This window comes from Thermopolyspora flexuosa (assembly GCF_006716785.1).
Classification (GTDB): Bacteria; Actinomycetota; Actinomycetes; order Streptosporangiales; family Streptosporangiaceae; genus Thermopolyspora; species Thermopolyspora flexuosa.
Window position 1 is genome coordinate 1,327,659 of sequence record NZ_VFPQ01000001.1, and the last position, 22,426, is coordinate 1,350,084.

Annotated in this window: 20 protein-coding genes and 1 tRNA gene; 15 read left to right on the top strand and 6 right to left on the bottom strand. The window is 73.9% G+C overall.

What is annotated here, in order from left to right; translation table 11 throughout:
* Positions 1–3 precede the first annotated feature (3 nt).
* On the bottom strand, positions 4–1,176 hold the full coding sequence (locus FHX40_RS05860; protein WP_142258664.1) for a sensor histidine kinase: 1,173 nt from the start codon (positions 1,174–1,176) through the stop codon (positions 4–6).
* Between the two features lie 162 nt (positions 1,177–1,338).
* Between FHX40_RS05860 and FHX40_RS05865 the strand changes: the two genes are divergently transcribed.
* Positions 1,339–2,052, top strand: a complete 714-nt coding sequence (locus tag FHX40_RS05865) for an ABC transporter ATP-binding protein (protein WP_142258665.1) — start codon at positions 1,339–1,341, stop codon at positions 2,050–2,052.
* Positions 2,049–2,834 (top strand): hypothetical protein, encoded by a 786-nt coding sequence (locus FHX40_RS05870; RefSeq protein WP_142258666.1) that lies wholly within the window; start codon positions 2,049–2,051, stop codon positions 2,832–2,834. Before FHX40_RS05865 ends, FHX40_RS05870 begins: the two co-directional genes overlap by 4 nt.
* An 86-nt stretch (positions 2,835–2,920) precedes the next feature.
* Here FHX40_RS05870 and menC read toward each other — a convergent pair whose 3' ends face one another.
* The 4 genes from menC to FHX40_RS05895 all read right to left on the bottom strand — a co-directional run bounded on the left by menC (position 2,921) and on the right by FHX40_RS05895 (position 7,749).
* Positions 2,921–4,042 carry an o-succinylbenzoate synthase gene (menC, locus tag FHX40_RS05875; RefSeq protein ID WP_189136195.1) on the bottom strand — a complete coding sequence of 374 codons (1,122 nt, stop codon included), beginning with the start codon at positions 4,040–4,042 and terminating at the stop codon, positions 2,921–2,923.
* Positions 4,043–4,052: 10 nt separating this feature from the next.
* Positions 4,053–4,823 (bottom strand): GNAT family N-acetyltransferase, encoded by a 771-nt coding sequence (locus FHX40_RS05880; protein ID WP_142258667.1) that lies wholly within the window; start codon positions 4,821–4,823, stop codon positions 4,053–4,055.
* 520 nt (positions 4,824–5,343) lie between these two features.
* Complete coding sequence (locus tag FHX40_RS05890) at positions 5,344–5,802, bottom strand: MSMEG_6728 family protein (protein WP_142258669.1); 459 nt, start codon at positions 5,800–5,802, stop codon at positions 5,344–5,346.
* Between the two features lie 177 nt (positions 5,803–5,979).
* Positions 5,980–7,749, bottom strand: coding sequence for an alkaline phosphatase family protein (locus FHX40_RS05895; RefSeq protein WP_211350180.1), 1,770 nt, complete (start codon positions 7,747–7,749; stop codon positions 5,980–5,982).
* Positions 7,750–8,091: 342 nt separating this feature from the next.
* On the opposite strand from FHX40_RS05895, the gene FHX40_RS05900 reads away from it, so the two are divergent.
* Genes FHX40_RS05900 through FHX40_RS05910 form a run of 3 tightly spaced genes read left to right on the top strand, consistent with a single transcriptional unit; the run spans position 8,092 to position 9,862 of the window.
* The gene (locus tag FHX40_RS05900) at positions 8,092–8,775 is read left to right on the top strand and encodes a CPBP family intramembrane glutamic endopeptidase (protein ID WP_142258670.1); all 684 of its coding nucleotides are present in this window, start codon (positions 8,092–8,094) and stop codon (positions 8,773–8,775) included.
* Between the two features lie 5 nt (positions 8,776–8,780).
* Positions 8,781–9,119: a PadR family transcriptional regulator gene (locus FHX40_RS05905; RefSeq protein ID WP_142258671.1), complete on the top strand. Its 339-nt coding sequence runs from the start codon at positions 8,781–8,783 to the stop codon at positions 9,117–9,119.
* Positions 9,116–9,862 (top strand): hypothetical protein, encoded by a 747-nt coding sequence (locus FHX40_RS05910; RefSeq protein WP_142258672.1) that lies wholly within the window; start codon positions 9,116–9,118, stop codon positions 9,860–9,862. The genes FHX40_RS05905 and FHX40_RS05910 overlap by 4 nt, the downstream gene beginning before the upstream one ends.
* Before the next feature lie 13 nt (positions 9,863–9,875).
* Here FHX40_RS05910 and FHX40_RS05915 read toward each other — a convergent pair whose 3' ends face one another.
* A complete protein-coding gene (locus tag FHX40_RS05915; protein ID WP_142258673.1) occupies positions 9,876–10,574 on the bottom strand; it encodes a 4'-phosphopantetheinyl transferase family protein in 699 nt (232 codons plus the stop codon).
* Between the two features lie 133 nt (positions 10,575–10,707).
* On the opposite strand from FHX40_RS05915, the gene FHX40_RS05920 reads away from it, so the two are divergent.
* From FHX40_RS05920 to FHX40_RS05965, 10 genes are all read left to right on the top strand, one after another.
* Positions 10,708–11,505, top strand: a complete 798-nt coding sequence (locus FHX40_RS05920) for a GntR family transcriptional regulator (protein WP_142258674.1) — start codon at positions 10,708–10,710, stop codon at positions 11,503–11,505.
* 129 nt (positions 11,506–11,634) lie between these two features.
* A tRNA-Ala gene (locus tag FHX40_RS05925) sits at positions 11,635–11,707 on the top strand.
* Positions 11,708–12,315: 608 nt separating this feature from the next.
* On the top strand, positions 12,316–15,204 hold the full coding sequence (locus FHX40_RS05930) for a sensor histidine kinase (RefSeq protein ID WP_142258675.1): 2,889 nt from the start codon (positions 12,316–12,318) through the stop codon (positions 15,202–15,204).
* The gene (locus FHX40_RS05935; protein WP_142258676.1) at positions 15,185–15,610 is read left to right on the top strand and encodes a roadblock/LC7 domain-containing protein; all 426 of its coding nucleotides are present in this window, start codon (positions 15,185–15,187) and stop codon (positions 15,608–15,610) included. Before FHX40_RS05930 ends, FHX40_RS05935 begins: the two co-directional genes overlap by 20 nt.
* Positions 15,607–15,957, top strand: a complete 351-nt coding sequence (locus FHX40_RS05940; protein ID WP_170198728.1) for a DUF742 domain-containing protein — start codon at positions 15,607–15,609, stop codon at positions 15,955–15,957. The genes FHX40_RS05935 and FHX40_RS05940 overlap by 4 nt, the downstream gene beginning before the upstream one ends.
* On the top strand, positions 15,938–16,543 hold the full coding sequence (locus FHX40_RS05945; RefSeq protein WP_142258678.1) for a GTP-binding protein: 606 nt from the start codon (positions 15,938–15,940) through the stop codon (positions 16,541–16,543). The genes FHX40_RS05940 and FHX40_RS05945 overlap by 20 nt, the downstream gene beginning before the upstream one ends.
* A 371-nt stretch (positions 16,544–16,914) precedes the next feature.
* The gene (locus FHX40_RS05950) at positions 16,915–18,660 is read left to right on the top strand and encodes an ABC transporter ATP-binding protein (RefSeq protein ID WP_211350182.1); all 1,746 of its coding nucleotides are present in this window, start codon (positions 16,915–16,917) and stop codon (positions 18,658–18,660) included.
* Positions 18,657–20,564, top strand: a complete 1,908-nt coding sequence (locus FHX40_RS05955) for an ABC transporter ATP-binding protein (protein WP_142258680.1) — start codon at positions 18,657–18,659, stop codon at positions 20,562–20,564. The genes FHX40_RS05950 and FHX40_RS05955 overlap by 4 nt, the downstream gene beginning before the upstream one ends.
* 113 nt (positions 20,565–20,677) lie before the next feature.
* Positions 20,678–21,742 (top strand): hypothetical protein, encoded by a 1,065-nt coding sequence (locus FHX40_RS05960; RefSeq protein ID WP_142258681.1) that lies wholly within the window; start codon positions 20,678–20,680, stop codon positions 21,740–21,742.
* Between the two features lie 76 nt (positions 21,743–21,818).
* Positions 21,819–22,415: a Maf family protein gene (locus FHX40_RS05965; RefSeq protein ID WP_142258682.1), complete on the top strand. Its 597-nt coding sequence runs from the start codon at positions 21,819–21,821 to the stop codon at positions 22,413–22,415.
* Positions 22,416–22,426: the final 11 nt, after the last annotated feature.

A 22,426-nucleotide genomic window follows, 5' to 3' on the forward strand; every position in this document is an offset into this window, starting at 1 on the left:
CCGTCAAGCCTCCCACGGCAACCGGACATCAAGGACGAACCTGTCGTCTTCGATGGCATGTGACATCGTGCCTCCGGCCATCCGGACCCGCTCGGACAGGCCCACCAGCCCCAGGCGCGCGCCGGGACCGGCGGGCGTGCCGGGCAGCACCGGGTTGCTCACCCGGATGCGCAGGCCCTCGCCGGGCCGCCCGTCGAACTCGGCGGTCACCCGGCTGCCGGGGGCGTGCTTGCGCGCGTTCGTCAGCGCCTCCTGCACGATGCGGTACGCGTGCCGGCCGGTCTGCGTCGGCAGCGCCTCCCGGTCGCTCAGCCGGTCGTGCACCTCGAGCTTCTGCCCGGCGGCGCGGACCTCGTCGTACAGCTTCTCCAGGTCGGCGAGGGTGGGCTGCGGGGGCGTCACGGCGGCGTCGCCGTCCCGCTCGGGCGCCGCATCGGCCCGGAGCGTGCCGAGCACGGCGCGCAGCTCGGTGAGCGACTGGTGCGCGTTCTCCTGGATGAGCTGCGCGGTCGCGCGCATCTCCTCCGGGCTGAGGTCGGTGCGGTACGCCAGGCCGCCGGCGAGCATCGACAGCAGCGAGATCCGGTGGGCGAGCACGTCGTGCATCTCCTGCGCGATCTTGGCGCGTTCCGCGAGCCGGGCCTGTTCGATGCGCTGCCGCTGCTCCCGCTCGGCGGCGAGCGCGGCCGCACGCTGCGAGGCGGCGACCTCGTCGCGGCCCCGCAGGTACAGGGCGACGCCGGTGAGGCCCAGGTAGAAGGCGGTGCCGGCGAGCAGCGAGATGTAGGTCTGCTGGGTGATCCCGGTGGTGACCAGCTGTGACGCCATGCACACCCAGGTCAGCGCGGCGACCGCGAAGAACCGCCGGAGCGGGCGGCGCCTGGCGAGCGACACGTACGCCACGGCGGCCGGGCCGGTGGCGGTGGTGGAGACGAGCGTCATCAGCACGGTCACCACCGCGATGAGCACGGGCAGCCGCCGTCGCAGCGCGAGCAGGCCGAGCGCGACCAGGCCCAGCGCCACATCGGACAGCCCGTTCCACAGGAAAGCGGGATCCCGGAGGGCGACCCAGACCAGCACGCCGCCGAAGAACACCATCGGCGGCAGGGCGCACAGGTACGGCACTATGCGGCGGATCCACTCCGATCGCGCCAGGGTTTCCGCGCTCGGGGGCACGTCACCAGCCTAGGAACCGCCGTCGCGCCTCCGGTAGCGACCAGGGTCGATGCCGGGATGGCCGAAGGTCGATGTCGACCGGCCAAGGTCGAGACCGGAGGACGGCGGGAGTGGACCGCGGGCCGATGATGCGGAGGGGCGACCTCCGGTGCACTGGATCCCGTGATCGAGTTCACGTCTGTGGTCAAGGACTACAAGGGGGTCAGGGCACTCGACGAGGTGTCCTTCACCGTGGAGCCCGGCAGCGTCACCGGGTTCCTCGGGCCGAACGGCGCCGGGAAGACCACGGCGCTGCGCATCCTGCTCGGGCTCTCCCGGCCCACCTCGGGCACCGCCACGATCTTCGGCCGGCCGTACCGCGAGCTGGAGGCGCCCGGGTGGCAGGTGGGCGCGCTGCTGGATGCGAACGCCCAGCACCCGGGGCGCACCGGCCGGGAGATCCTCACGTTGGGCGCGATGACGCTCGGCCTGCCCCGGTCGCGGGTCGACGAGGTGCTCGAGCTGGTCGGCCTCACCGAGCGGGAGGCGCGGCGGACCTTCCGCGGCTACTCGCTCGGCATGCGGCAGCGGCTCGGCATCGCCCACGCGCTGCTCGCCCGGCCGCGGGTGCTCGTCTTCGACGAGCCCGCCAACGGGCTCGACCCGCAGGGCATCCACTGGCTGCGCGGGCTGCTGCGCGAGCTCGCCGACGCGGGCTGCGCGGTGCTGCTCAGCTCGCACCTGCTCGCCGAGGTGGAGCGCATCGCCGACCGGATCGTGGTGATCGGCCGGGGCCGCGTGCTCGCCCAGGGCACGCTCGACGAGCTCGGCCGGGGCCGCGACCTGGAACGGGTCTTCCTGGAGCTGACCGCGGAGGCCGATCGGAGGGCGGCATGAGCGACGTCACCGTGCAGGGCGCGGCGCGGACCGCGTGGGATCGGGGCACCCCGGCGCCGGTGCCGTTCGGCCGGCTGCTGCTCGTGGAGGCCCGCAAGATGGCCGACACCCGCAGCGCCATGATCATGTTCGGGCTGCTGGCCGCGATGACCGTGGTGTCGATCGCGGCGCGCGGCGTGGTCGCGGGCCCGGAGCTGGCCCGGCTGACCACCACCGCCGGGATCGGGTACGGCACGCTGCTGCCCGCGATCGCGATCCTCGCGGTGACCGGCGACTGGACCCACCGCAGCGCGCTCACCACGTTCACCCTGGAGCCCCGGCGCGGCCGGGTGCTCGCCGCGAGGTGCCTGCCGCCGCTGGCCGCGACCGTGGTCGCCTCGCTGTTCGCGCTGGTGGTCGCGGTTCCGGCGACCGCCGTCACCGCCGCGGTGCAGGGTGTCCCGGCCGAGTGGGACATCACGGTGCCCCGGATGCTCGGCTGGACCGCGACGAACGTGCTGCTGATCGCGATGGCGATCGCGTTGGCCATGCTGCTGCTCCACCCGGCCGCGGCGATCGCGACCTACTTCGTCCTCAGCACCCTGTGGAACCTGGTCCGCAACCTGAGCGAGACCGGGCGGGAGATCGCCCGCTGGGTGGACCTCGGCACCGCGGTCGGACCGCTCGCCACGGCCGAGCTGACCTGGATGGACGCGGCGCGCCTGGGCACCGCCCTGCTCTGCTCGGTCGCCCTGCCCCTGGCGATCGGCGTGGTGCGCGCGCTCCGGGCCGAGGTGCGCTGACGCCCGGCGGGCACGTCCGCGCGCCGCGTCGCCGCGCCGTACGGCTCGCCGCCGGGCCCGGCCGCCGTGCGCGGCCGGGCGCCCGCTCAGAACGGGATCCACTCGGTGGCGGTGGTCACCTCGTCGAGGATCTCCGGGATCGGGGCCACGCCCAGCCCCGGGCCGGTCGGGACCGCCAGGTGGCCGTCCTCGAGTTCGAACGGCTCGGTGATGTCGGCCTTGTAGTAGCGGCGCGAGGCCGAGGTGTCGCCGGGCAGGGTGCAGCCGGGCAGCGCGGCGAACGCCACGTTCGCGGCCCGGCCGAGCCCGGTCTCCAGCATGCCGCCGGTCCAGGCGGCCACCCCGTGCGCGCGGCACAGGTCGTGCACCCGCAACGCCTCCAGGTAGCCGCCGACCCGGCCGGGCTTGATGTTGATCACCGAGCAGGCTCCGAGCGAGATCGCGGCGGCGGCGTGCGCGGCCGACTCGATCGACTCGTCCAGGCAGATCGGGGTGCGCAGCCGCCGGGCGAGCCTGGCGTGCTGGACCATGTCGTCCTCGGCGAGCGGCTGCTCGATCAGCAGCAGGTCGAAGTCGTCGAGCTTGGCCAGATGGTTGGCGTCGGCGAGGGTGTAGGCGGCGTTGGCGTCCACCTGCAGCGCCAGGTCGTCGCCGAAGCGCTCGCGGACCGCGCGGACCGGCTCGACGTCCCAGCCCGGCTCGATCTTCAGCTTGATCCGCACGTAGCCGTCGTCGAGGTAGCCCGCCACGGCGTCGAGCAGCTCGGGGATGGAGTTCATGATGCCGACCGACACCCCGCACGGCACCCGGTCCCGGGTGGCGCCGAGGTAGGAGGCGAACGAGCGGCCCGAGGCGCGCAGCTCGGCGTCGAGCACGGCCATCTCGAGGGCGGCCTTGGCCATCCGGTGGCCGCGGATCGGGCCGAGCAGGTGGCCGACGAGGTTCGCGTCGAACCGGGCCGGGGTGTCGGCGAGCCGCGCCCGCAACGCCGGGATCATGAAGCGGCGCAGCACGTCGGCCGCGCCGTCGACGTACTCGGGCGAGTACCGCGGCTCGCTCATCGCCACGCACTCGCCCCAGCCCTCCGCCTGCGGGGTGACCACCCGCACCAGCAGCACGTCCCGCTCCGTCTCGGTGTGGAACGAGGTGCGGAACGGCGACACCAGCGGCATCGCGATCCGGCGCAGCTCGATTCCCTCGATCTTCACCTGTGACCCCTTAACGTTCGACCACGTAGTACGCCTTGTCGTGGAAGCCGGTGACCCTCGCACCCGCGCCGAGCAGCCCGCCGAGCGCCTCGCGCAGCGCGTGCCGCCACGCCCGCGCGGCGTCCGGGTCGGTGCGGCGCAGCGTCTCGATGTCCGGGGGCACGGCCACCAGCAGCGTGGCCGCGTCGGTCCGGCCCGCCACCGGCCGCCCGTCCACGCACTCCAGGGCCACCGCCGCCTCCTCGGGCACCGTGGCCGGGTACGGCTCGCCGCGTGCGGCCGCGGCCACGTGCGGGGCGTCGAGCCGCCACACCGCGAGCACCCGGTCGGACTCGTCCCCGGCGTTGATCACGTCCTCCATCGGCCCGTAGAACCGCGGCAGGTACTCCTCCGGCCGGGCGCCCAGCTTGACCAGGTTGAAGTGGGCGTTGCGCCGTACCAGGGGATCGAAGGTCCAGGTGACGCGGGTGATGCCGCGGGCCAGCGCCCATTCGCGCTGGTGCCGCTTGAGCGCGAGCCCGACGCCGTGGCCGGCCGCCTGGGCGCCGGTGATGTGCGAGTGCAGCACCCGGCCCGCGGGCATGCCGAGGAACGCCACCGACGCCCCGACGAGCCGGTCCCCCTCGTAGGCCCCGGCGACGTAGTTCCCCGAGTGCGCCAGGGCGCGCAGCAGCTCGATCGTGACCGGCGGCGGGTTCACGCCCCAGATGCCGCCGAACAGCCGCACGACCTGCCGGAGCTCCTCGATCTCGTGCAGCTCCAGCACCTTGATCGCGCTCATGGCCGGACTTCCGGCCCGGCGCCGCACACCACGGCGCGGTGATGCGCGCACGTCCTCATGGCCTCGCCTCGTCTCCGCGCTCGCCCGTGCGGCCCAAAATACCGCTCGCGCCGCCCTCCGGACCCGGCGGGGCGGGGCCGTACCCGGGCCGCCGGCTGCGGGGGTCGCGGGGCGCGGTGAGATCACGCCCGCGCTGCGCATGCCCCGGGTGCACGGGATAATGGAAGAACCGATTGGCGGAGCCGCGGTCCCCGGATGGGGACCGGTGCGGCGGACTACCCGCCCCGGCACGCGGCGAGAGGCGCTTGGCCGCGACCGGTGCCGCGCCCGGATCAGGGCGTGGCGGACGACCACGCCATGACGGTGGCGGGCACCCCCTCCGCGGTGACCTCGCCGGCGTGTCCACCACGTTTCGCCGTCCCGTCGGTACGGCACGGCGGACGGCGAGCGACCTGCGGGCCGCCGGCCGGTCCGGGACGGTCGACGGCCCGCAGGTCACCCTCCTTCGCGGGCTGCACGGTCACGGGTTCTCCGGCCACACGTACGGCAGGTCGTCGGGGACCTGCGGGAACAGCGGCCGGTAGTGCTCGGGGTCCTTGCGGACCAGCGCCGACCGGTGGGCGCGGTGGAAGTCCGGATCGCCGAGCCACGGCGGCAGCGCGCCCGCCGCGGCGAGCTCGTCCTGGTCCCGCGGGTCGTCGATGCCCTTCGCCGCGCGCAGCTCGGCCACGAGCAGGCCGGTGCAGGTGTCCCGGTGGCCCGCGGCGCGCCACACGCGGCAGATCTCCAGGCCGTAACGGGTGAGCGCCTCCTCGTACCCCCGCCACATGCGCACCGCCGGGTGGTGGCGCCAGCCGTACCCGGGGACGGTGAGGCCGCGCAGGATCTGCAGGGCCTCCACGCGCTGCTTGCCGAGCCGCCGCTGGTCGAGCACCTTGGCGGTCTCGGCGAAGTCGGGGTACGGCAGGAAGGTCTGCATGCGCGGCGGCTCTCTCCGGGTTGTCCCTCCTGCCAGGGTACGAGATGACTTCCGCCGCTACGGTGCCTTTGACCTGCGGAGATATGAGGATTGCCCTCCCCCGGGCGGTGGCGCGGACGATGCCGGCCAGGCCGGGTGACGATCGTCGGGCGCGGTCGATGTGACCGATGTCCCGCGTTACCGGGCCGGCCGGGAGCCGAATGCGGCGAGGAAGCGGTCACGGAACGCGTCCATCGGCCAGACCGGCGCCGTGGGGCCGGGCTTGAGACCTTCCTGCCAGCCCCAGCCGGAGATCCGGTCGAGTACCGCTGGGTCCTTGGCGAGGATCGTGATCGGCACGTCCCGGCTCGCCCCGAAGCCGGTGATGATCGGCGCGGGCTGGTGGTCGCCGAGGAACACGACCACGAGGTCGTCGTCGCCGTAGGTCTCCACGTAGGACAGCAGGCCGGCGAGCGAGTACTCCACCGACCGGCGGTACTCGCCGCGCACCCGGCCCACGTCGCTCCACACCTCGTCGAGCGAGCCCTGCCCGCCGGGGGCCGACCGCCGGACCGAGTGGTAGACGCTGCCGTCGCCGAGCTTGTCCCAGTCGAGCAGCCGCGGCACCGGGGTCCACGGCGCGTGGCTGGACACGAGCGGGATCTCCGCCATCACCGGGGTACGGCCGGCCCGGTCGCGCTCGAACCGCTGGAACGCGGCGAGCGTGTACTGGTCGGGGATGGTTCCCCAGGTGAACCCGGGGCCGCGGTAGCCGAGGTCGCGGGCGGCGTACACCCGGTCGTAGCCGTAGAACGCACCCTCCGGCCAGTCCCGGTGGATGCCGGGCATCACGCCCACGGTGCGCCAGCCCGCCTTGCGGAACGCGCGGTTGAGGGTGAGCCGGTCGCTCGCCACCAGGTCGGCGTACCGCTGCTGGTGGTCGACCCACACGCCGGACAGCAGCGTGGCGTGCGCGTACCAGCTCCCGCCGCCGGACGTCGGCGAGGTGAGGAACGCGCTGCGGGCGGAGAACCCGGCCGCGCGCAGCCGCCGCTCGGCGTCCGCGAGCACCGCGCCCACCCCCGGGGCGAAGTCCGGGTTCTCGATCGCGTCGCGGCCGTAGCTCTCCACGAAGGCGACGATCACGTCCTTGCCGCGCAGCGCGGTGAGCAGGTGCTCGCCCGGCACGTTCGCGTACGCGTCGTCGGCGAGCCGTGCGGCGAACGCCTCCCGGTCGGCGAGGCTCGTCGGCACCTGGAGCACCCGGTCGTAGGCGAGCGCGGCCACCGGCACCCCGGGCACGAGCTGCGCGCCGAGCAGCGCGCAGATAACCCACGCCACGCCGAGCGCCCCGGCCGCGCCCGCGGCCGCCCTGCGGTGCCGGGTCACGAGGCGGGTCAGCCGCAGCAGCGCCAGCGTCATGAGCGCGAGCACGCCGCAGGCGAGCAGCACGACGCCGGCGACCGTGGCGACCGCGCCGGCCCGGCCGATCGAGGTGTGCAGGAACTCCACGCCCGCGCTCAGCAGCGACCAGTCGTAGACGAGGTTGAACGGCCGGGCGAGGACGGCGTCGAACCCCAGGTCGACGAGCTTCACGATGGCCAGCAGGCCGAGCGGCACGCCGCCCGCCACGGCCACCACGCGGCGGGCACGGGACGGGAGCAGCAGGAGCAGCGCCACCCCGAGCACCCCCTCGGCCGGGATGCGGACGAGCCCCGCCGGGGTGAGGTGGGCCACCTTGGCCGGGGCGACCAGGGCGAACAGCACGAGACCGAAGGCGAGCACGCTGAGCAGCGGCGATCCGGCCCGCCGCAGGCCCCGCCGGATGTGCCCGCCGCCGGGCCGATCGGTGCGCCCGCCGCCGTGTTCCCGGCCGCCGGTGGACGCCGCCCGCCGCTCCTCGCCGGTCGGCGCGCTCTCGGGCGAGCCGTCGAGGCCGGTGCTGATCGACCCGCTGCTGATCGTCAAGGTGGCACCTTTCCTGAGGATCCGCCGGAGACCACTGGTTCGCGCGGGGGCGTCCCGCGCCACGGCGCTGACAGGTCGTACGGTCCACCGCCCCGGCGGGTTCACCGCCGCGAGCCGTGCCGTACCGGTTCACATCCCACCAGATCGCCGCCTCCGGTGAGCGTCACCGGACCGAATCGGTTATGTGCGGAACGCGACAGCGGGGAGTGTCGGCCCAGGTGAGACCGCCGCGGCAGGACCGCCGCCCCGGGAGACGAGGATCCGCGGCGCTATATAGGTTGTATTCCTAGCTATGTCGCGCTAACTTATAAGTGGCTCCAGGACATAGATAGGAGGTCAGAGGTGCTGGGTATCGCGTTCGCCGCAGGGCTTGTCGGTTACGTGGCCGTGGTACGGCCGTGGCTGGGCCGGCTCACCTACGACCGCCTGGTGACCGGCGACGGGGCCAAGGGTCGCCTGTCCTGGTCGGCGAGCCTGTGGCTGCTCGTCGGACCGTGCGCGATCGCCGTCAACGCCACCGACCTCGGGCCGGGGCAGGCCGGCTTCTCGCTCGGCGCCGACCCCGCCTTCACCGTCGCCGTCGCCGGCGCGATGGTCCTCGTCACGGCGGCGATCGCCGTGGCCGAGCGGCTGGGCGTGCGGATTCCCGCCTGGGCTCCCGAGGCGGCGGCGCCGCCGCGCACGGCGCGGGAGCGGCGCGGCGCCCTGGCCACGGCCGTGGTCGCGGGCCTCCTCGAGGAGGTCATCTTCCGCGGTGTGTTCGTCGGGCTCTTCGCGTACGGGCTGGGGCTGCCGCTGCCCGTCGCCGCCGGGCTGTCCCTCGCCGTCTACGTGCTCTGCCAGTTCCTTCGCGGCGGGAAGGCCATGCTCATGCTGACCCTGGGCGGGGCCGTGCTCACCGCCGCGTACCTGCTCACCGGGAGCCTGCTGCTGCCGGTGGTGATGCACCTCCTGCTCGACGCCCGCGCCCTGCTGGCGCCGCAGGCCCGCGGCGGGCAGGAGGCGCCGGCGCCTGTGCGAGGATGAGGCTCATGACGGCCGACCGACGCGCGAGCTGGCTCAAAGGGGTGCTCGATCTGCTGGTGCTGGCGAGCCTGAGCGAGGGGGAGAGCTACGGCTACGAGATCGCCAAGACCCTCGCCGACGCCGGCCTCGGGCAGATCAAGGGCGGCACCCTCTACCCCGTGCTGAACCGGCTCGAGGAGGCCGGACTGCTGGCGACCGAGTTCCGCGCCGCCGAGCGCGGGCCCGGTCGCCGCTACTACCGCCTCACCGACGAGGGCCGTCGCACGCTCGAGGAAGAGGGGGCCCGGTGGCTCGCCTTCGACGAGTCGGTGCGGGCCGTACTGACCAAGGGACGATCCCGATGAGCGGCTACTTCGACGAGCTGACCGCGCGGCTGCGCGAGGCGGGGGTGCCCGCCTCGCGCATCGCCGTGACCGTGGACGACCTGCGCGCCTACCTCGCCGACAGCGGCGGTGACCCCGAGGAGGAGTTCGGCCCGGCCGCCGCCTTCGCCGAACAACTCGCCGCGACGGCCGGCCAGGCGGCCGGCGAGGCCGCGTCGGGCGAGCGGTGGACGTGGACCGCCGACATCTTCACCGACCAGCAGCGGCTCAACGAGTTCGGCGAGCAGGGGTGGGAGGTGCAGGGCATCGACCGGCTCGGCCGGTTCGTCTGCACCCGCAGCGAGGAGCATCCGCAGTGCTGGGAGTACCGCCGCGAGGTCGTCCCGCCGGCCGACCGGGACGCGCTCACCGAACGGCTCGCCCCCGATGGCTGGGAGCCCTGCGGCACCTGGTTCTTCTACGCCTACTACAAGCGGCCCAAGGCCGCGCTCGTCGGCCCGGAGGCGGAGATCGCCAGCCCGCCGCCACAGCCCGGCCGCCGGATCTTCTTCAGCCCGGCGCTGTACGGCTTCGTCGTCGTCGCCTTCGCCGCCGCGGTGGCGCTCGGGCTGTTGAGCCTCGGCATGCTGGACCGGGTGGACGACGACGATCCCATCGCCTCCACGCTGTTCGGCATGCTCGTCGGCGCGATCAGCGCGATTCTGGTCATGGGCGCGATCGGCGGGGCCGCCGTCCTCGTCGGGCGGCGGCGCCGGCGGCGCTGAGCCGTACCGGGGCTCACGGCGGGGTGGTGAGCAGCGGGGTGGCGTCGTGCTCGGCCACCGGCGGCGGCTCGGCCACCCCGTGGATCGCGAGCACGGCCGCGTGGCCGGGGCGCGGGGCCAGGGCGCACAGCGCCATGACCAGGCCCGGGCGGCCCGCGAAGGCGAGCAGCGCGGGCGGCTCGTGCGGGGCGGAGACCGTCACCCCGCGCAGCGGGGCGCGCAGCCCGTCCCCGGTCGCCTTGAGCACCGCCTCCTTGCGGGTCCAGTACGCGATCAGCGCGGCCGCGCGCTCCGCCTCCGGCAGCCGCGCGTAGGCCTCGGCCTCGGCCGGGGCGAGCACGGCCTCGGCGAGCTCGGCGGCCCGGGCCGCGTGCCGTTCCACGTCGATCCCGACCGGGCCGAGGTCGGTGACCGCGACCGCCACCCAGTCCCCCGAGTGGGACACCGACAGGTGGTACTCCCCGCCGGGCAGGTACGGCCTGCCGTGCGGGCGCCCGCAGCCGGCGCAGTCCCGGCGCAGCGGGACCTTCTCCGGCGGCAGGCCGAGCAGGCGGCCGAGCACGATCCGGCTCGTCGCGCAGCCGACCGTGAACCGGTCGCGGTCCTCGGGGCGCCGGTAGGCGTCCGCCCGGGCGCGCTCCTCGGCGGTGAACAGCTCCCGGTGCCACGGGCGGGCGGCCTCCGGCCGCGCCCACCAGACCTCGCAGACCATGCTCGTTTCGTACCACAGGCCCTCCGCCTGCCCCGCGCACCCTGCCCGCCCGGTCGCGCGTCCGGTGACCTGGTCATACGCCGATAGGGTGACTAAGGTCAGAACTTCGGTCACGCCGCTTTAGGAGCCGAAGGTGGACGCGCAAGCCCTGGAGCAGATCACCGCCATCGCCGATCCCATCGAGCGCGCCCGCGCCATCAGCCGGGCGATCGCCGCCGAGCAACGCATGGTCACCGAGCTCGCCCGGCTGCGCCGCGAGGCGATCGCCGAGGCCCAGTCCGCGGGCATGCGCCAGGACGAGATCGCCCGTCTGCTCGGGGTGTCGCCCGGCCGGGTGTCGCAGATGCGGCCCGCCACGGCGCGGGGCGCGAACGGGCAGCCGCCGCCGGTGGTCGTGCAGCGGGCGCTGCCGACCGACCCGGCGGTGCGCGGCTCGGCCTCCCTCTTCGTCACCGAGGCCGAACGCCAGGGCATCCGCGCCGACCGGCGCATGCTCTACGTCGGCCCCGAGCCCGCCACCGCCCCCGTCGCCGAGGCGCTCGGTGTGGCGGCCGGCGCCGACGTGCTCGCCCGCCGCAAGCTGCTGCTCGCCAACGGCGTCCCGGTGCGCGTCGCCACCAGCTTCTTCCGCCTCGACCTGTTCGGCGGCACGCCGATCGCCGAGGCCGGCGACTTCGTACGGCCCAGCCTCCAGTCCGCCATCGAGGCCCTCGGCTACCGGTTCGGCCACGCCGAGGAGTACCTGGTCGCCCGGCCGCCGGGCGAGACCGAGGCGGAGACGCTGCGCCTCGACCCCGGCGAGTGGGTGGTCGAGGTGCTGCGCACCTCCTTCGCCACCGACGGCACGCCGGTGCACACCCTGCAGACCGTCTGCGCCGCCTCGCGGCACGTCTTCCCGATCGGCCAGGTGGCCGGGGCCGACGAGTTCTGAGCGGGCCGTCCCCGGGCGCGCGGCGCCGCGTCCCCGCCGCTCCGGCCGGGCCGGACCCTCCGGTTCGGTTTTTTCGCGGATCTCCTATACACTGGCGTGGCGCCGCGCGGGCGAGGAACCCGCAGGCACGGGGCTATAGCGCAGTTGGTAGCGCGCCTCCATGGCATGGAGGAGGTCTGGGGTTCGAATCCCCATAGCTCCACGGTCCGGCCTGGTCCGCCCACCATCCGGTGGGTACGCCAGGCCGTTTCGTTTTCCGGGCGTCCGGGGCGGCCGGGGCCGTGCCCGCCTCGCCGTACCGGGCGGAGCGGAGCGGGGGAGCGGGCCGCGGGGTGGGCGCCCCGGGGCGAAGAGGGTTATTCCTGCGGCGGGGATTGGCGAGATCAGACAAAGGAAGCGCGCTTTCGCGGGCATTCTTTCCACGTTCAACTGTCAAATTTTTTCGCATTCACCTGCCAAGGTGTCGGCAGGGTCCGCCGGATCCGATCGGCGGGTATTGCCGGCCGCTTCCGGCCTCGCGCCGGCCGGGCCGCGGGGCGGGCGAGGAGGCCGGTGACGGCGGGTTTCGCGGTTGCGGGCGATCGGCGGGCGCCGGTGACGCGGTGCCGCGCGAATCCTCTGGGGGCATTAGCGCGCGCAGGTGTGCGTGTTACCGGAAAGCGATTTCGTGATGCAGGTCAACTCTTGAAGTGGCCGTGACGCGTGGGCATAGTGGAGCAACCTAGTTGTAACACCCCGTCGTCACCATTTGGGGCCGAACCCGCCCCTACGGCTGTCAGTGCCCACAGTCGCACGAATGGACTTGGACCGATGCACTCCCCCCCGCCGATCCGTACCAAGCTACTCCGGATCCTGCTGGTACCGCTGATCTCGATGGTCGTCCTGTGGGGGTTTATCGCCTTCTCGAACGCTGACGAACTCGTCGGTGCCAACGATTTCGACGACCGCTGGATGTCCACCGGCGCCCCCGCCCTGCGGCTCGTCGAGGAGCTGCAGAAGGAGCGCCGGCTCACCGCCGAGAGCCTGGGGAGCCCCTCGCCGGAGCTGGCCGGCCAGCGGAAGGCTACCGACGAGGCGGTGGAGCGGCTGCGGCAGGCGGTCACCTCGGACAGCGCCCTGACCGAGTCCGCCAAGACGACCGCGGCGCGCATGCGCGAACTGCTGCGCCCGCTGGAGCTGCTGCGGCAGGTGCGGTCGCAGATCGACGAGGGGCGGCTCACCTCGCCCCACCGGATCGTCGAGGTCTACAGCAACCTGATCGACGAGGCGTACCGGCGCCTCGCCAACCGCGACCCCGGCAGCGCGGTGGCGAACGTCCCCGACATCCGCGGCGCCACCGCGTACGGCGACAGCGCCGAGTACCTGGCGCGGGAGTACGCGCTGGTCGCCGCCGGGCTCCGGGTCGGCGCGATGACCACCACCGACCGGGCCGCGTTCGTGTCCGCGTTCACCGCCCGCCGCGACGCGCTCTCCGCCGCGCTGCGGGACGCCGGGCCGCGGCTGCGCCCGACCGTGGAGGAGCTGACCGCCAGCGTGGCGTACAAGCGGATCACCCAGGTGGAGGACCGCATCTTCAGCTGGAACTCCACCGGCCGGCCTCCGGTCAACGGCTCGCAGCTGCGGGACGACGTCGACGCCGTGGTCACGGCGATCCAGCAGGACAGCACGCGGGAGCTGGCGCGCGCCACGGACGAGCAGGAGGTGCTGCGCACCCGCGCCGCGGTGGTCGCGAGCCTGATCCTGCTGCTCGGCGCGGGGGCCGTCGCCCTGTCGGTCTTCCTCTCCTACCGCTTCGGTAACTCGATGATCGCCGAGTTCCGGCGGCTCCAGGAGGCCGCCGCGCACATGGCGCGGGAACGGCTGCCGCGGGTCGTCGAGCGGCTGCGCAAGGGAGAGGACGTCGACGTCGAGGAGGAGGCGCCCGCGCTGCCCCCGGCGGACACCGCCGAGTTCAACGAGGTCGTCAAGTCCTTCTCCGCGGTGCAGCGCACCGCGGTCGAGGCCGCGGTCGGCCAGGCCACGCTGCGCAAGGGCATCGCCCAGGTCTTCCTCAACCTCGCCTGGCGCAACCAGGTGCTGCTGCAGCGGCAGCTCTCCCTGCTCGACACGATGGAGCGCCGGGTCGAGGAGCCGGAGATCCTCGAGGACCTGTTCAAGCTCGACCACCTCACCACCCGTATGCGCCGCCACGCGGAGAACCTGATCATCCTCTCCGACGCGGCGCCCGCCCGCCGCTGGCGCGACCCGGTGCCGATCTACGACCTGGTCCGCAGCGCGGTGCTCGAGGTCGAGGACTACACCCGGGTCACGGTGTCCCCCATGCCCGACGCGCCCATGCTCGTCGGCTCGGCGGTCACCGACGTCATCCACCTCATCTCCGAGCTCGTGGAGAACGCCACCGTGTTCTCCCCGCCCGACACCACGGTGATGGTGCGGAGCACGAAGGCGGCGAACGGGTTCGCGCTGGAGATCGAGGACCGTGGCCTCGGCCTCAACCCGACCATGCTGGAGGAGCTGAACCAGCGGCTCGCCGACCCGCCCGAGTTCAACCTCGCCGACAGCGACCGGCTGGGCCTGTTCGTGGTGGCCCGGCTCGCCAACCGGCACAACATCAAGGTGCAGCTGCGGCCGTCGCCGTACGACGGCACCACCGCGATCGTGATGCTGCCCACCACGCTGCTGGTCACGCCGGAGACGCCCGGCTTCAACGCCCCGGCGCAGACCGCCGAGCCGGGCCGGGACCTGCGGGTGAACCGGCCGCTGCGGGCGCTGAGCACGGTGCCGGAGACGCGGGCCGCCACGGTCACCGCCGCCCCGCCCGCGCCCGCCGAGGCCGCGCCGATCGGCCTGTCCACCGACACCGCCATCCCCAAGGTGAGCCCGGTGACCGGGTCGCCGATCGGCTCGGCGGCCGGGCCGTTCGGCGGGTCCTCCGGGCCGCTGCGGCAGCCGTACGCGGCGCCGGTCGGGCCGTCCCCCTCGCCGGTCGCCGCCCCCGGCACCGGCGGGGCCACGGGGCCGTCCGGCGGTGAGCCGCCGCGGATCGCCGGCGCCGCCGCGCCGCCCGCGTCGGGCAGCGGGTCCGGACCGGCGTCCGCGTTCGCCCCGCCGTACGGCTCGGGCGCGCCCACGGCCGCCTTCCCGGCGCCGCCCGCCCCGGCGCAGAGCGGCGGCCCCGCCGCGGAGCCGGCGGACTCCGGCTACCGCTCGCCGTGGTTCGACCGGGAGCGGCCGGAGCCGAAGACCCCCTCCAGCGTGTTCACACCCCCGCCACCGGCTCCCGCGATGCCGCCGCCCGCGTCGCGACCGGCCGCCACCCGGCCGCCGGCGCCGGAGCCGGTGGACGACGATGACGACGACCTCGACGGGCTGCCGCGGCGGATCCCGCAGGCAAGCCTCGCGCCGCAGCTGCGCAAGCGGCTCGGCCAGGAGGAGGTCTCGACGCGATCGCCGGAAGAGCTGAAGAACCTGATGTCGTCCATGCAGCGCGGCTGGCAGCAGGGCCGCAGGCTGGTCGAGCAGGCGACCGGCCAGGCGCCCGGCCCGGAGACCGGCCGGGGGATCGGCCACCCCGTGTCCCGGCCGGGGGCCTCCGGCGAGGGATACGGCCAGCCCGAGCGGCGACGCGGTCAGACCGAGCAGGGACACGACATGTGGATTCGAAAGGACGGCAACCCCGATGTCCGACCCCAGAACTGAGCTGAGCTGGCTGCTCGACGACCTGACCAGGCGAGTTCCGGGCATCCGGCACGCGATCGTGCTCTCCGCCGACGGGCTCGCCATGGGCGGGTCCCGCAACCTCACCCTGGAGGACGCCGAGCACCTGTCCGCGATCGCCGCGGGCAGCCACAGCCTGGCGCTCGGCGCGGGGCGTCACTTCGGCATGGGCGGTGTGCGGCAGACCATCATCGAGCTCGAGGGTGGTTTCCTGTTCATCACCGCGGCCGGGCAGGGCGCCCGTCTCGCCGTGATCGCGGAGGCCGACGCCGAGCTCGGCATGATCACCTATGAGATGGCGTTGTTGGTGAAGCGTGTCGGCGAGCACCTGTCGACCCAGCCGCGGGTCGCTGCGCCGGCCCCGGCCTGGAACGGCGCACAGCAGTGACCATCGAGGGTCCCGGGCCGCTCATCAGGCTCTTCGGCCTCACCAAGGGCCGGGCGCGCCCGGTCGGTGAACCGATCGACCTGGTGGCCATCGTCACCACGCTCCGCATGCCGGTGGAACCCACCGACCTGATACCGGAGCAGATGGAGGTGCTGAGGATGTGCCGCAGGCCCACGCCGGTGGCGGACGTGGCGGCACAGCTCAAGCTGCCGCTCAACGTGACCCGGGTGATCCTCGGCGACCTGCGGCGTGAGGGACTGGTGGCCATCGATCGTCCGCGACCGGTGGCTCAGTCGATCGACGAACGTATCTACAGGGAAGTGCTGCATGGACTTCGCAGCCTCTGAAGCGAGTGCGACCACGGCCCCGCCGGCCCTGGCGATCAAGATTCTCATCGCCGGGGGCTTCGGCGTGGGGAAGACCACCCTGGTCGGGACGATCAGCGAGATCCGGCCGCTGCACACCGAGGAGTTCCTCAGCGATCGCAGCATCGGCATCGACGACACCTCGGGTGTGGAGGGCAAGGTCACCACGACGGTGGCGCTCGACTTCGGCCGTATCACCATCCGGGAAGGGTTGTGGCTCTACCTGTTCGGCACCCCCGGACAGGACCGGTTCTGGTTCATGTGGGACGAGCTGGCGGTGGGGGCGCTCGGCGCCGTCGTGCTCGCCGACACCCGCCGCCTGCAGGACTGCTTCCCGGCGGTCGACTACTTCGAGCAGCGCGGCATCCCCTTCGTGGTGGGGGTGAACTGCTTCGACGGAGCCCGCCGTTACGAGGTGAGCAAGATCCGCAAGGCGCTGGGCATCGCCCCGCAGATCCCGATCATCCTGTGCGACGTGCGCGAGCGCGAGTCGGTCAAGGAGGTGCTCACCACACTCGTCACCTACGCGGTGAAGGGTGTGCCCGTCGACCCCCATCCCGTGGGCTGACCAGGGCACCCGCGGACCCCGGCGACGTCCCAGGGCGCCCGGATGCCGGGACGGCCCGGCACCGGTCCCGGCGAGCCGGACGCGTGCCGTACCCGAGCCGGCGCGTCCGGCCCTGCGGCCCGGGGTACGGCACGGCCGCCTGCGCGCCGCCGGACGCCCGCGGGCGAAGCGGGCCGACCGGATGAACCGAGCCCGTGGCGTCGATCCTCACCCGGCGCCAGGGGCTCGGTCGTCGCGCCTTAGAGCGCTTTATGCGCATTTCTGGTGATACGTACTGCTATTGACCGATCACGCATTGTCAGTGGCCGGTAATACTCTGAAAGGGCCCTGCACGGCGGGCCGCCCCGGGCGGTCCCTCATCGGTGAGGAGCGTGGTCGAGTCGAGTTCGCTATGGCGTCTTAAGTCGTACCTGCGCCCGCATCTGTGGGCGCTCGTGCTGATCTGGGTCGCGGCGACCGCTGGCATCGCGGTCGGCATCGTGATCCCGCTGGTGAGCAAGGAGATCATCGACGGGCCGGTGCGCCACGGCGACGCGGGCGCGCTGCTCCCGCTCGGCCTGCTCGCCCTCGGCCTCGGCGTGGCCGAGGCGTTCCTCATCTTCCTGCGCAGGTGGACCCAGGTGCGGCCGGTGCTCGGCATGGAGACCGCGCTGCGCGACGACCTCTACCGCCACCTGCAGCGGCTGCCGATGAGCTTCCACGACGAATGGCAGTCGGGCCAGCTGCTCTCCCGCGCCACCACGGACCTGTCCACGATCCGGCGCTTCTTCGGGTTCGGGCTGCTGTTCCTCGTGATGAACGTGGTCCAGCTCGGCACCGTGACCGCGCTGCTGCTGCACATGCACTGGCCGCTCGGCCTGCTCGTGCTCGCCACCGCGGTGCCGATCATCGTGCTGTCGGTGCGGTTCGAGCGGCGCTACCGCAAGGTCTCCCGGCAGGTCCAGGACGAGCAGGGCGACCTCGCCACCCTGGTCGAGGAGTCCGCGCTCGGCATCCGCACGATCAAGGCGTTCGGCCGGCGGCACCACGTCTACGAGGGCTACGACGAGGCCGCCCGCCGGGTGCGCGGCACGATCATGCACAAGGTGCGGCTCTCCTCCCGGTTCTTCACCCTCGTGGAGGTGATCCCGAACGTCACGCTCGCCCTCGTGCTGCTGCTCGGCGCGCTCGCCGTGGGCGCGGGCGGGCTCACCGTCGGCACCCTGGTCGCGTTCACCACGCTCGTGCTGCAGCTCGGCTGGCCGATCTCCTCGCTCGGCTACATCCTCGCCCTCGGCCAGGAGGCGATGACCGCCGCCGACCGGGTGCTGGAGGTGCTCGACACCCGCCCGGCGATCGTCGGCGGCCCGATCGTGCTCGAGCGGCCGCGCGGCCACGTGCGGTTCGAGGGCGCCGGGTTCCGCTTCCCCGGCGCCGACCGGCCGGTGCTGCACGACGTGTGGCTCGAGGTACGGCCCGGCGAGACGCTCGCCGTGGTGGGCGCGACCGGATCCGGCAAGACCACGCTCACCGCGCTCGTGCCCCGGCTGCGCGACGTCACCGAGGGCCGGGTCACCATCGACGGCCACGACGTGCGCGACCTGACGCTGCCCACGCTGCGCTCGGTGGTCGCCACCGCCTTCGAGGAGCCCACGCTGTTCTCGATGAGCGTGCGGGAGAACCTCATGCTCGGCAACCCGCACGCCACCGAACGGGAGCTGCGCGAGGCGCTGGAGATCGCCCAGGCGACCTTCGCCTACGACCTGCCGTGGGGGCTCGACACCCGGATCGGCGAGCAGGGCATGTCGCTGTCCGGCGGGCAGCGGCAGCGGCTCGCGCTCGCCCGGGCCGTGCTCGCCCGGCCGCGGGTGCTCGTGCTCGACGACACGCTGTCCGCGCTCGACGTGGAGACCGAGGCGCTGGTGGAGGCGGCGCTGCGGGAGGTGCTCAGCGACGTGACCGGCATCGTGGTCGCGCACCGGGCCTCCACCGTGCTGCTCGCCGACAAGGTCGCGCTGCTCAGCGGCGGCACGGTGACCCACGTCGGCCGCCACCAGGAGCTGCTCGCCCGGGTGCCCGAGTACCGCGCGCTGCTCGCCCAGGACGCCGACCTCGACCCCGAGGGGGTGCTGCGATGAGCGCGTCCCGCGGGCCGGCCCCGGCCTCCCCGCCCGGCCCGGGCGCCACCGGCACGCGGGGGCCGTCCGCGGCGGCGGACGGCTGGCGGGGCGTGGCCGCGGAGCAGGAACCGGACGAGCCGGGCGGCCGGGCCGCGCTCCTGCTGGACCGTGCCGGCCGCTCCCGGCGGCTGCTCGGCTCGCTGCTGCGGCCGCACCCCGCCCCGATCGCGCTGCTCGTCGTGCTCATCGTGGTGTCGGGCGCGGCCGGGCTCGCCATCCCGTACCTGGTGAAGGTCGGCATCGACACCGGCATCCCGCCGCTGGTGGCGGGCCGCGGCCCGGGCACCCTGCTGCTCGTGGTCGGCGGCGTGCTCGGGGCCGCGCTGCTGCAGGGGATCACCCGGCAGGCGTTCCTGCGGCTGTCCGGCCGGGTCGGCCAGGACATCCTGCTCGAGCTGCGCCGCCGGGTGTTCACCCACTTCCAGCGGCTGTCGCTGTCGTTCCACGAGCGGTACACCTCGGGGCGGGTGATCGCCCGGCTCACCTCCGACGTCGAGGCGATCTCGGAGATGCTCGGCTCCGGGTTCGACCGGGTGGTCACCGCCGTGCTCACCCTCGCCGGCACCGCGGCGATGCTGCTCGTGCTCGACGCCCGGCTCGCCCTCGTCGCGCTGCTGCCGCTCCCGGTGCTGGTGCTGCTCACGCTGTGGTTCCGGCGCGAGTCCACCATCGCCTACCGCCGCACCCGGGAGGCCGTCGCGCTGGTGATCGTGCACTTCGTCGAGTCGATGACCGGCATCCGCGCGGTGCAGGCGTTCCGCCGCGAGGACCGCAACCAGGAGATCTTCGCGCGGCTCAACGCCGACTACCGCGACGCGAACCGGCGCAGCATGCACCTGAACGCGCTGTACATGCCGGGCACCAAGCTGATCGGCAACGTCACGGTCGCCCTCGTGCTGCTGTACGGCGGGTGGCTCGCGCTGCGCGGCACGGTCACCGTCGGCGTGCTCGCCGCGTTCCTGCTCTACCTGCGGCAGTTCTACGAGCCGATGCAGGACCTGTCCCAGTTCTACACGTCGGTGCAGTCGGCCGGCGCCGCGCTGGAGAAGCTCGCCGGGGTGCTGGAGGAGCGGCCCGCGGTGGCCGAGCCGGCCCGCCCGGTGCCGCTCCCCGCCGGGCCGGGGCCGCGGGGCGCGGTGCGGTTCGAGGGCGTGGAGTTCCGGTACGGCGACGGCCCGCCGGTGCTGCACCGGCTCGACCTGGCCATCCCCGCCGGGCAGACCGTGGCCGTGGTCGGCCCGACCGGGGCGGGCAAGACCACGATCGCCAAGCTCATCGCCCGGTTCTACGACCCGGTGGCCGGGCGGGTGCTGCTCGACGGGGTGGACCTGCGCGACCTCGACGAGGCCACGCTGCGCCGGAACGTGGTGATGGTGACCCAGGAGAACTTCCTGTTCTCCGGCACGGTGGCGGACAACATCCGGTTCGGGCGGCCGGACGCCACCATGGCCGAGGTGGTCGCGGCGGCGAAGGCGATCGGCGCGCACGAGTTCATCGCCGCCCTGCCCGACGGCTACCACACCCGGGTGGGCAAGCGCGGCGGGCGCATGTCGGCCGGGCAACGCCAGCTCGTGGCGTTCGCCCGGGTGTTCCTCGCCGACCCGGCGGTGCTCATCCTCGACGAGGCCACCTCCAGCCTCGACGTGCCGAGCGAGCGGCTGGTGCAGCGGGCGATGGCCACCGTGCTCGCCGGCCGTACCGCGCTGATCATCGCGCACCGGCTGTCCACGGTGGAGATCGCGCAGCGGGTGCTCGTCGTGGAGGACGGCCGCATCGTCGAGGACGGGCCACCGGACCGGCTCATCGCCGCGGCGGGGCGGTTCGCCGCGCTGCGGCGGGCCTGGCTCGACAGCATCGCCTGACGGGCTTCACCCGGCTTGTCCCGTGTCGAACGAATATGCGGAAAGAGTCTCGTTCCCGAAGTGTGATGGGTAATTAGCACCTGGCTCGGGTGAAGTGTCGTACGCTCCGGATCGTGTCGTATGGGGAGGATGGGAGCGATGGGACTCGTGCGGTCCCGTCCTACATAGCGGCCGAGGCGGAGACCGTACCGATCCCGAAGATCGTGGTGCCGCGGCCGCCCGCTCCGCCGCCGAAGCAGTCGCTGTGGCAGCGGCTGGGCGACCTGCCGATGCGGGTGATCTACCGATTCGCGGCCGGCGCCGCGGCCGTGATCGTCCTGGCCGCCGGCGGCGTGACCTACTGGGTGACCCGGGACGACGAGAGTCCCACCTCGGCGGTCGCCGCCCCGGGGAGCACGCCCACCGCCACCACGGCGCCCGCCTCGCCGTCGCCGAGCTCCGTCTCCGCCCTCGCGCCGGGGGACGCGACCCCGGCGCCCTCGGCGTCCCCGGACGGGGCGACGGCCACCGCGCCCGCGACCGTGGAGCCCGCGTCCGCGGGTACCGGCTCGCCCGCCGCCACGGCGGAGCCGACCGCGACGCCGACGGATCCGGCCACGCCGGACAAGCGGCTCAAGCCGATCGAGGCCGCGCTCGCCGACCCCCGGATCCCGGGCCGGCCGAAGACGAAGAGGCTCGGCAAGCTGCCGGGGCGTCCGGTCAAGGTCACCCGGTGGATCACGGACCGCCGGTCCCGCATCGCCGTACCGCGGCTGCCGGGGAAGTGGCGTACGGCGCAGCCCAAGCCGTTCGCGACCCGCCAGGTGCTGCCCCGCGCCAAGGGTGCGGGCCACCGCGCGCTGCTGGTCTCGTGCCCGGTGCCGATCCTGGTCCAGGAGCGGCTCAAGGACACCGCGCTGCTCGCCGCCCGCTGGTCGCTCAACCACCAGCCCAAGGGCGCGACGATCAAGTGGGTCGCCTCCCAGCCGCGCAAGGTGGGCAAGCGGGACGCCTGGCTCATCGCCTACCAGGTGAAGTACAAGGTCAAGGGCAAGAAGCGCAGCTCCATGGCCGCCGTGCTGCTGACCGAGGTGCCCAGGAGCAAGCCTGCGCTGGTGTTCGTCTCCATCCCGGACGGCCAGAAGCGGTACTGGCGGCACATCAACACGATCGTGTCCAAGGTACGGACCGTGAGGTGAAACGTTCCGGGCGGCGCCGCCGGGCATCCGGCGGGCGGCGCCGCCCGTCTCCGCCCCGCCAGTAGGCTGGGGCGACATGAGTGAGATCGTGCTGGCTTCCGCGTCCCCGGCCCGGCTCGCGGTACTGCGGGGCGCCGGGCTCGACCCCAAGGTCGTGGTGAGCGGGGTCGACGAGGAGGCGATCAGCGCCGACACCCCGGCCGAGCTGTGCCTGGCGCTGGCCCGGGCGAAGGCGGCCGCCGTGGCCGGTGGGCTGACCGGCGGGCTCGTCATCGGCTGCGACTCGGTGCTGGAGCTCGGCGGTCGCGCGTACGGCAAGCCCGCCTCGGCGGACGACGCGATCGCCCGGTGGCGGATGATGCGGGGCCGTACCGGTCGGCTGCTCACCGGGCACTGCGTGATCGATGCGGCCACCGGGCGGGAGGCGGCGCGGGTGGCGTCCACCGTGGTGCGGTTCGGGCGGCCGTCGGACGAGGAGATCGCGGCGTACGTGGCGACGGGGGAGCCGCTGCGGGTGGCCGGTGCGTTCACCCTCGACGGGTTCGGCGGCTGGTTCGTCGAGGGCATCGACGGCGACCACGGCAACGTGCTCGGCATCTCGCTCCCGCTGCTGCGCGAGCTGTTCGCGGAGCTCGGCGTCCCGGTCACCGCGCTGTGGCGACCGCCCTCCTGAACGCCCGCCCC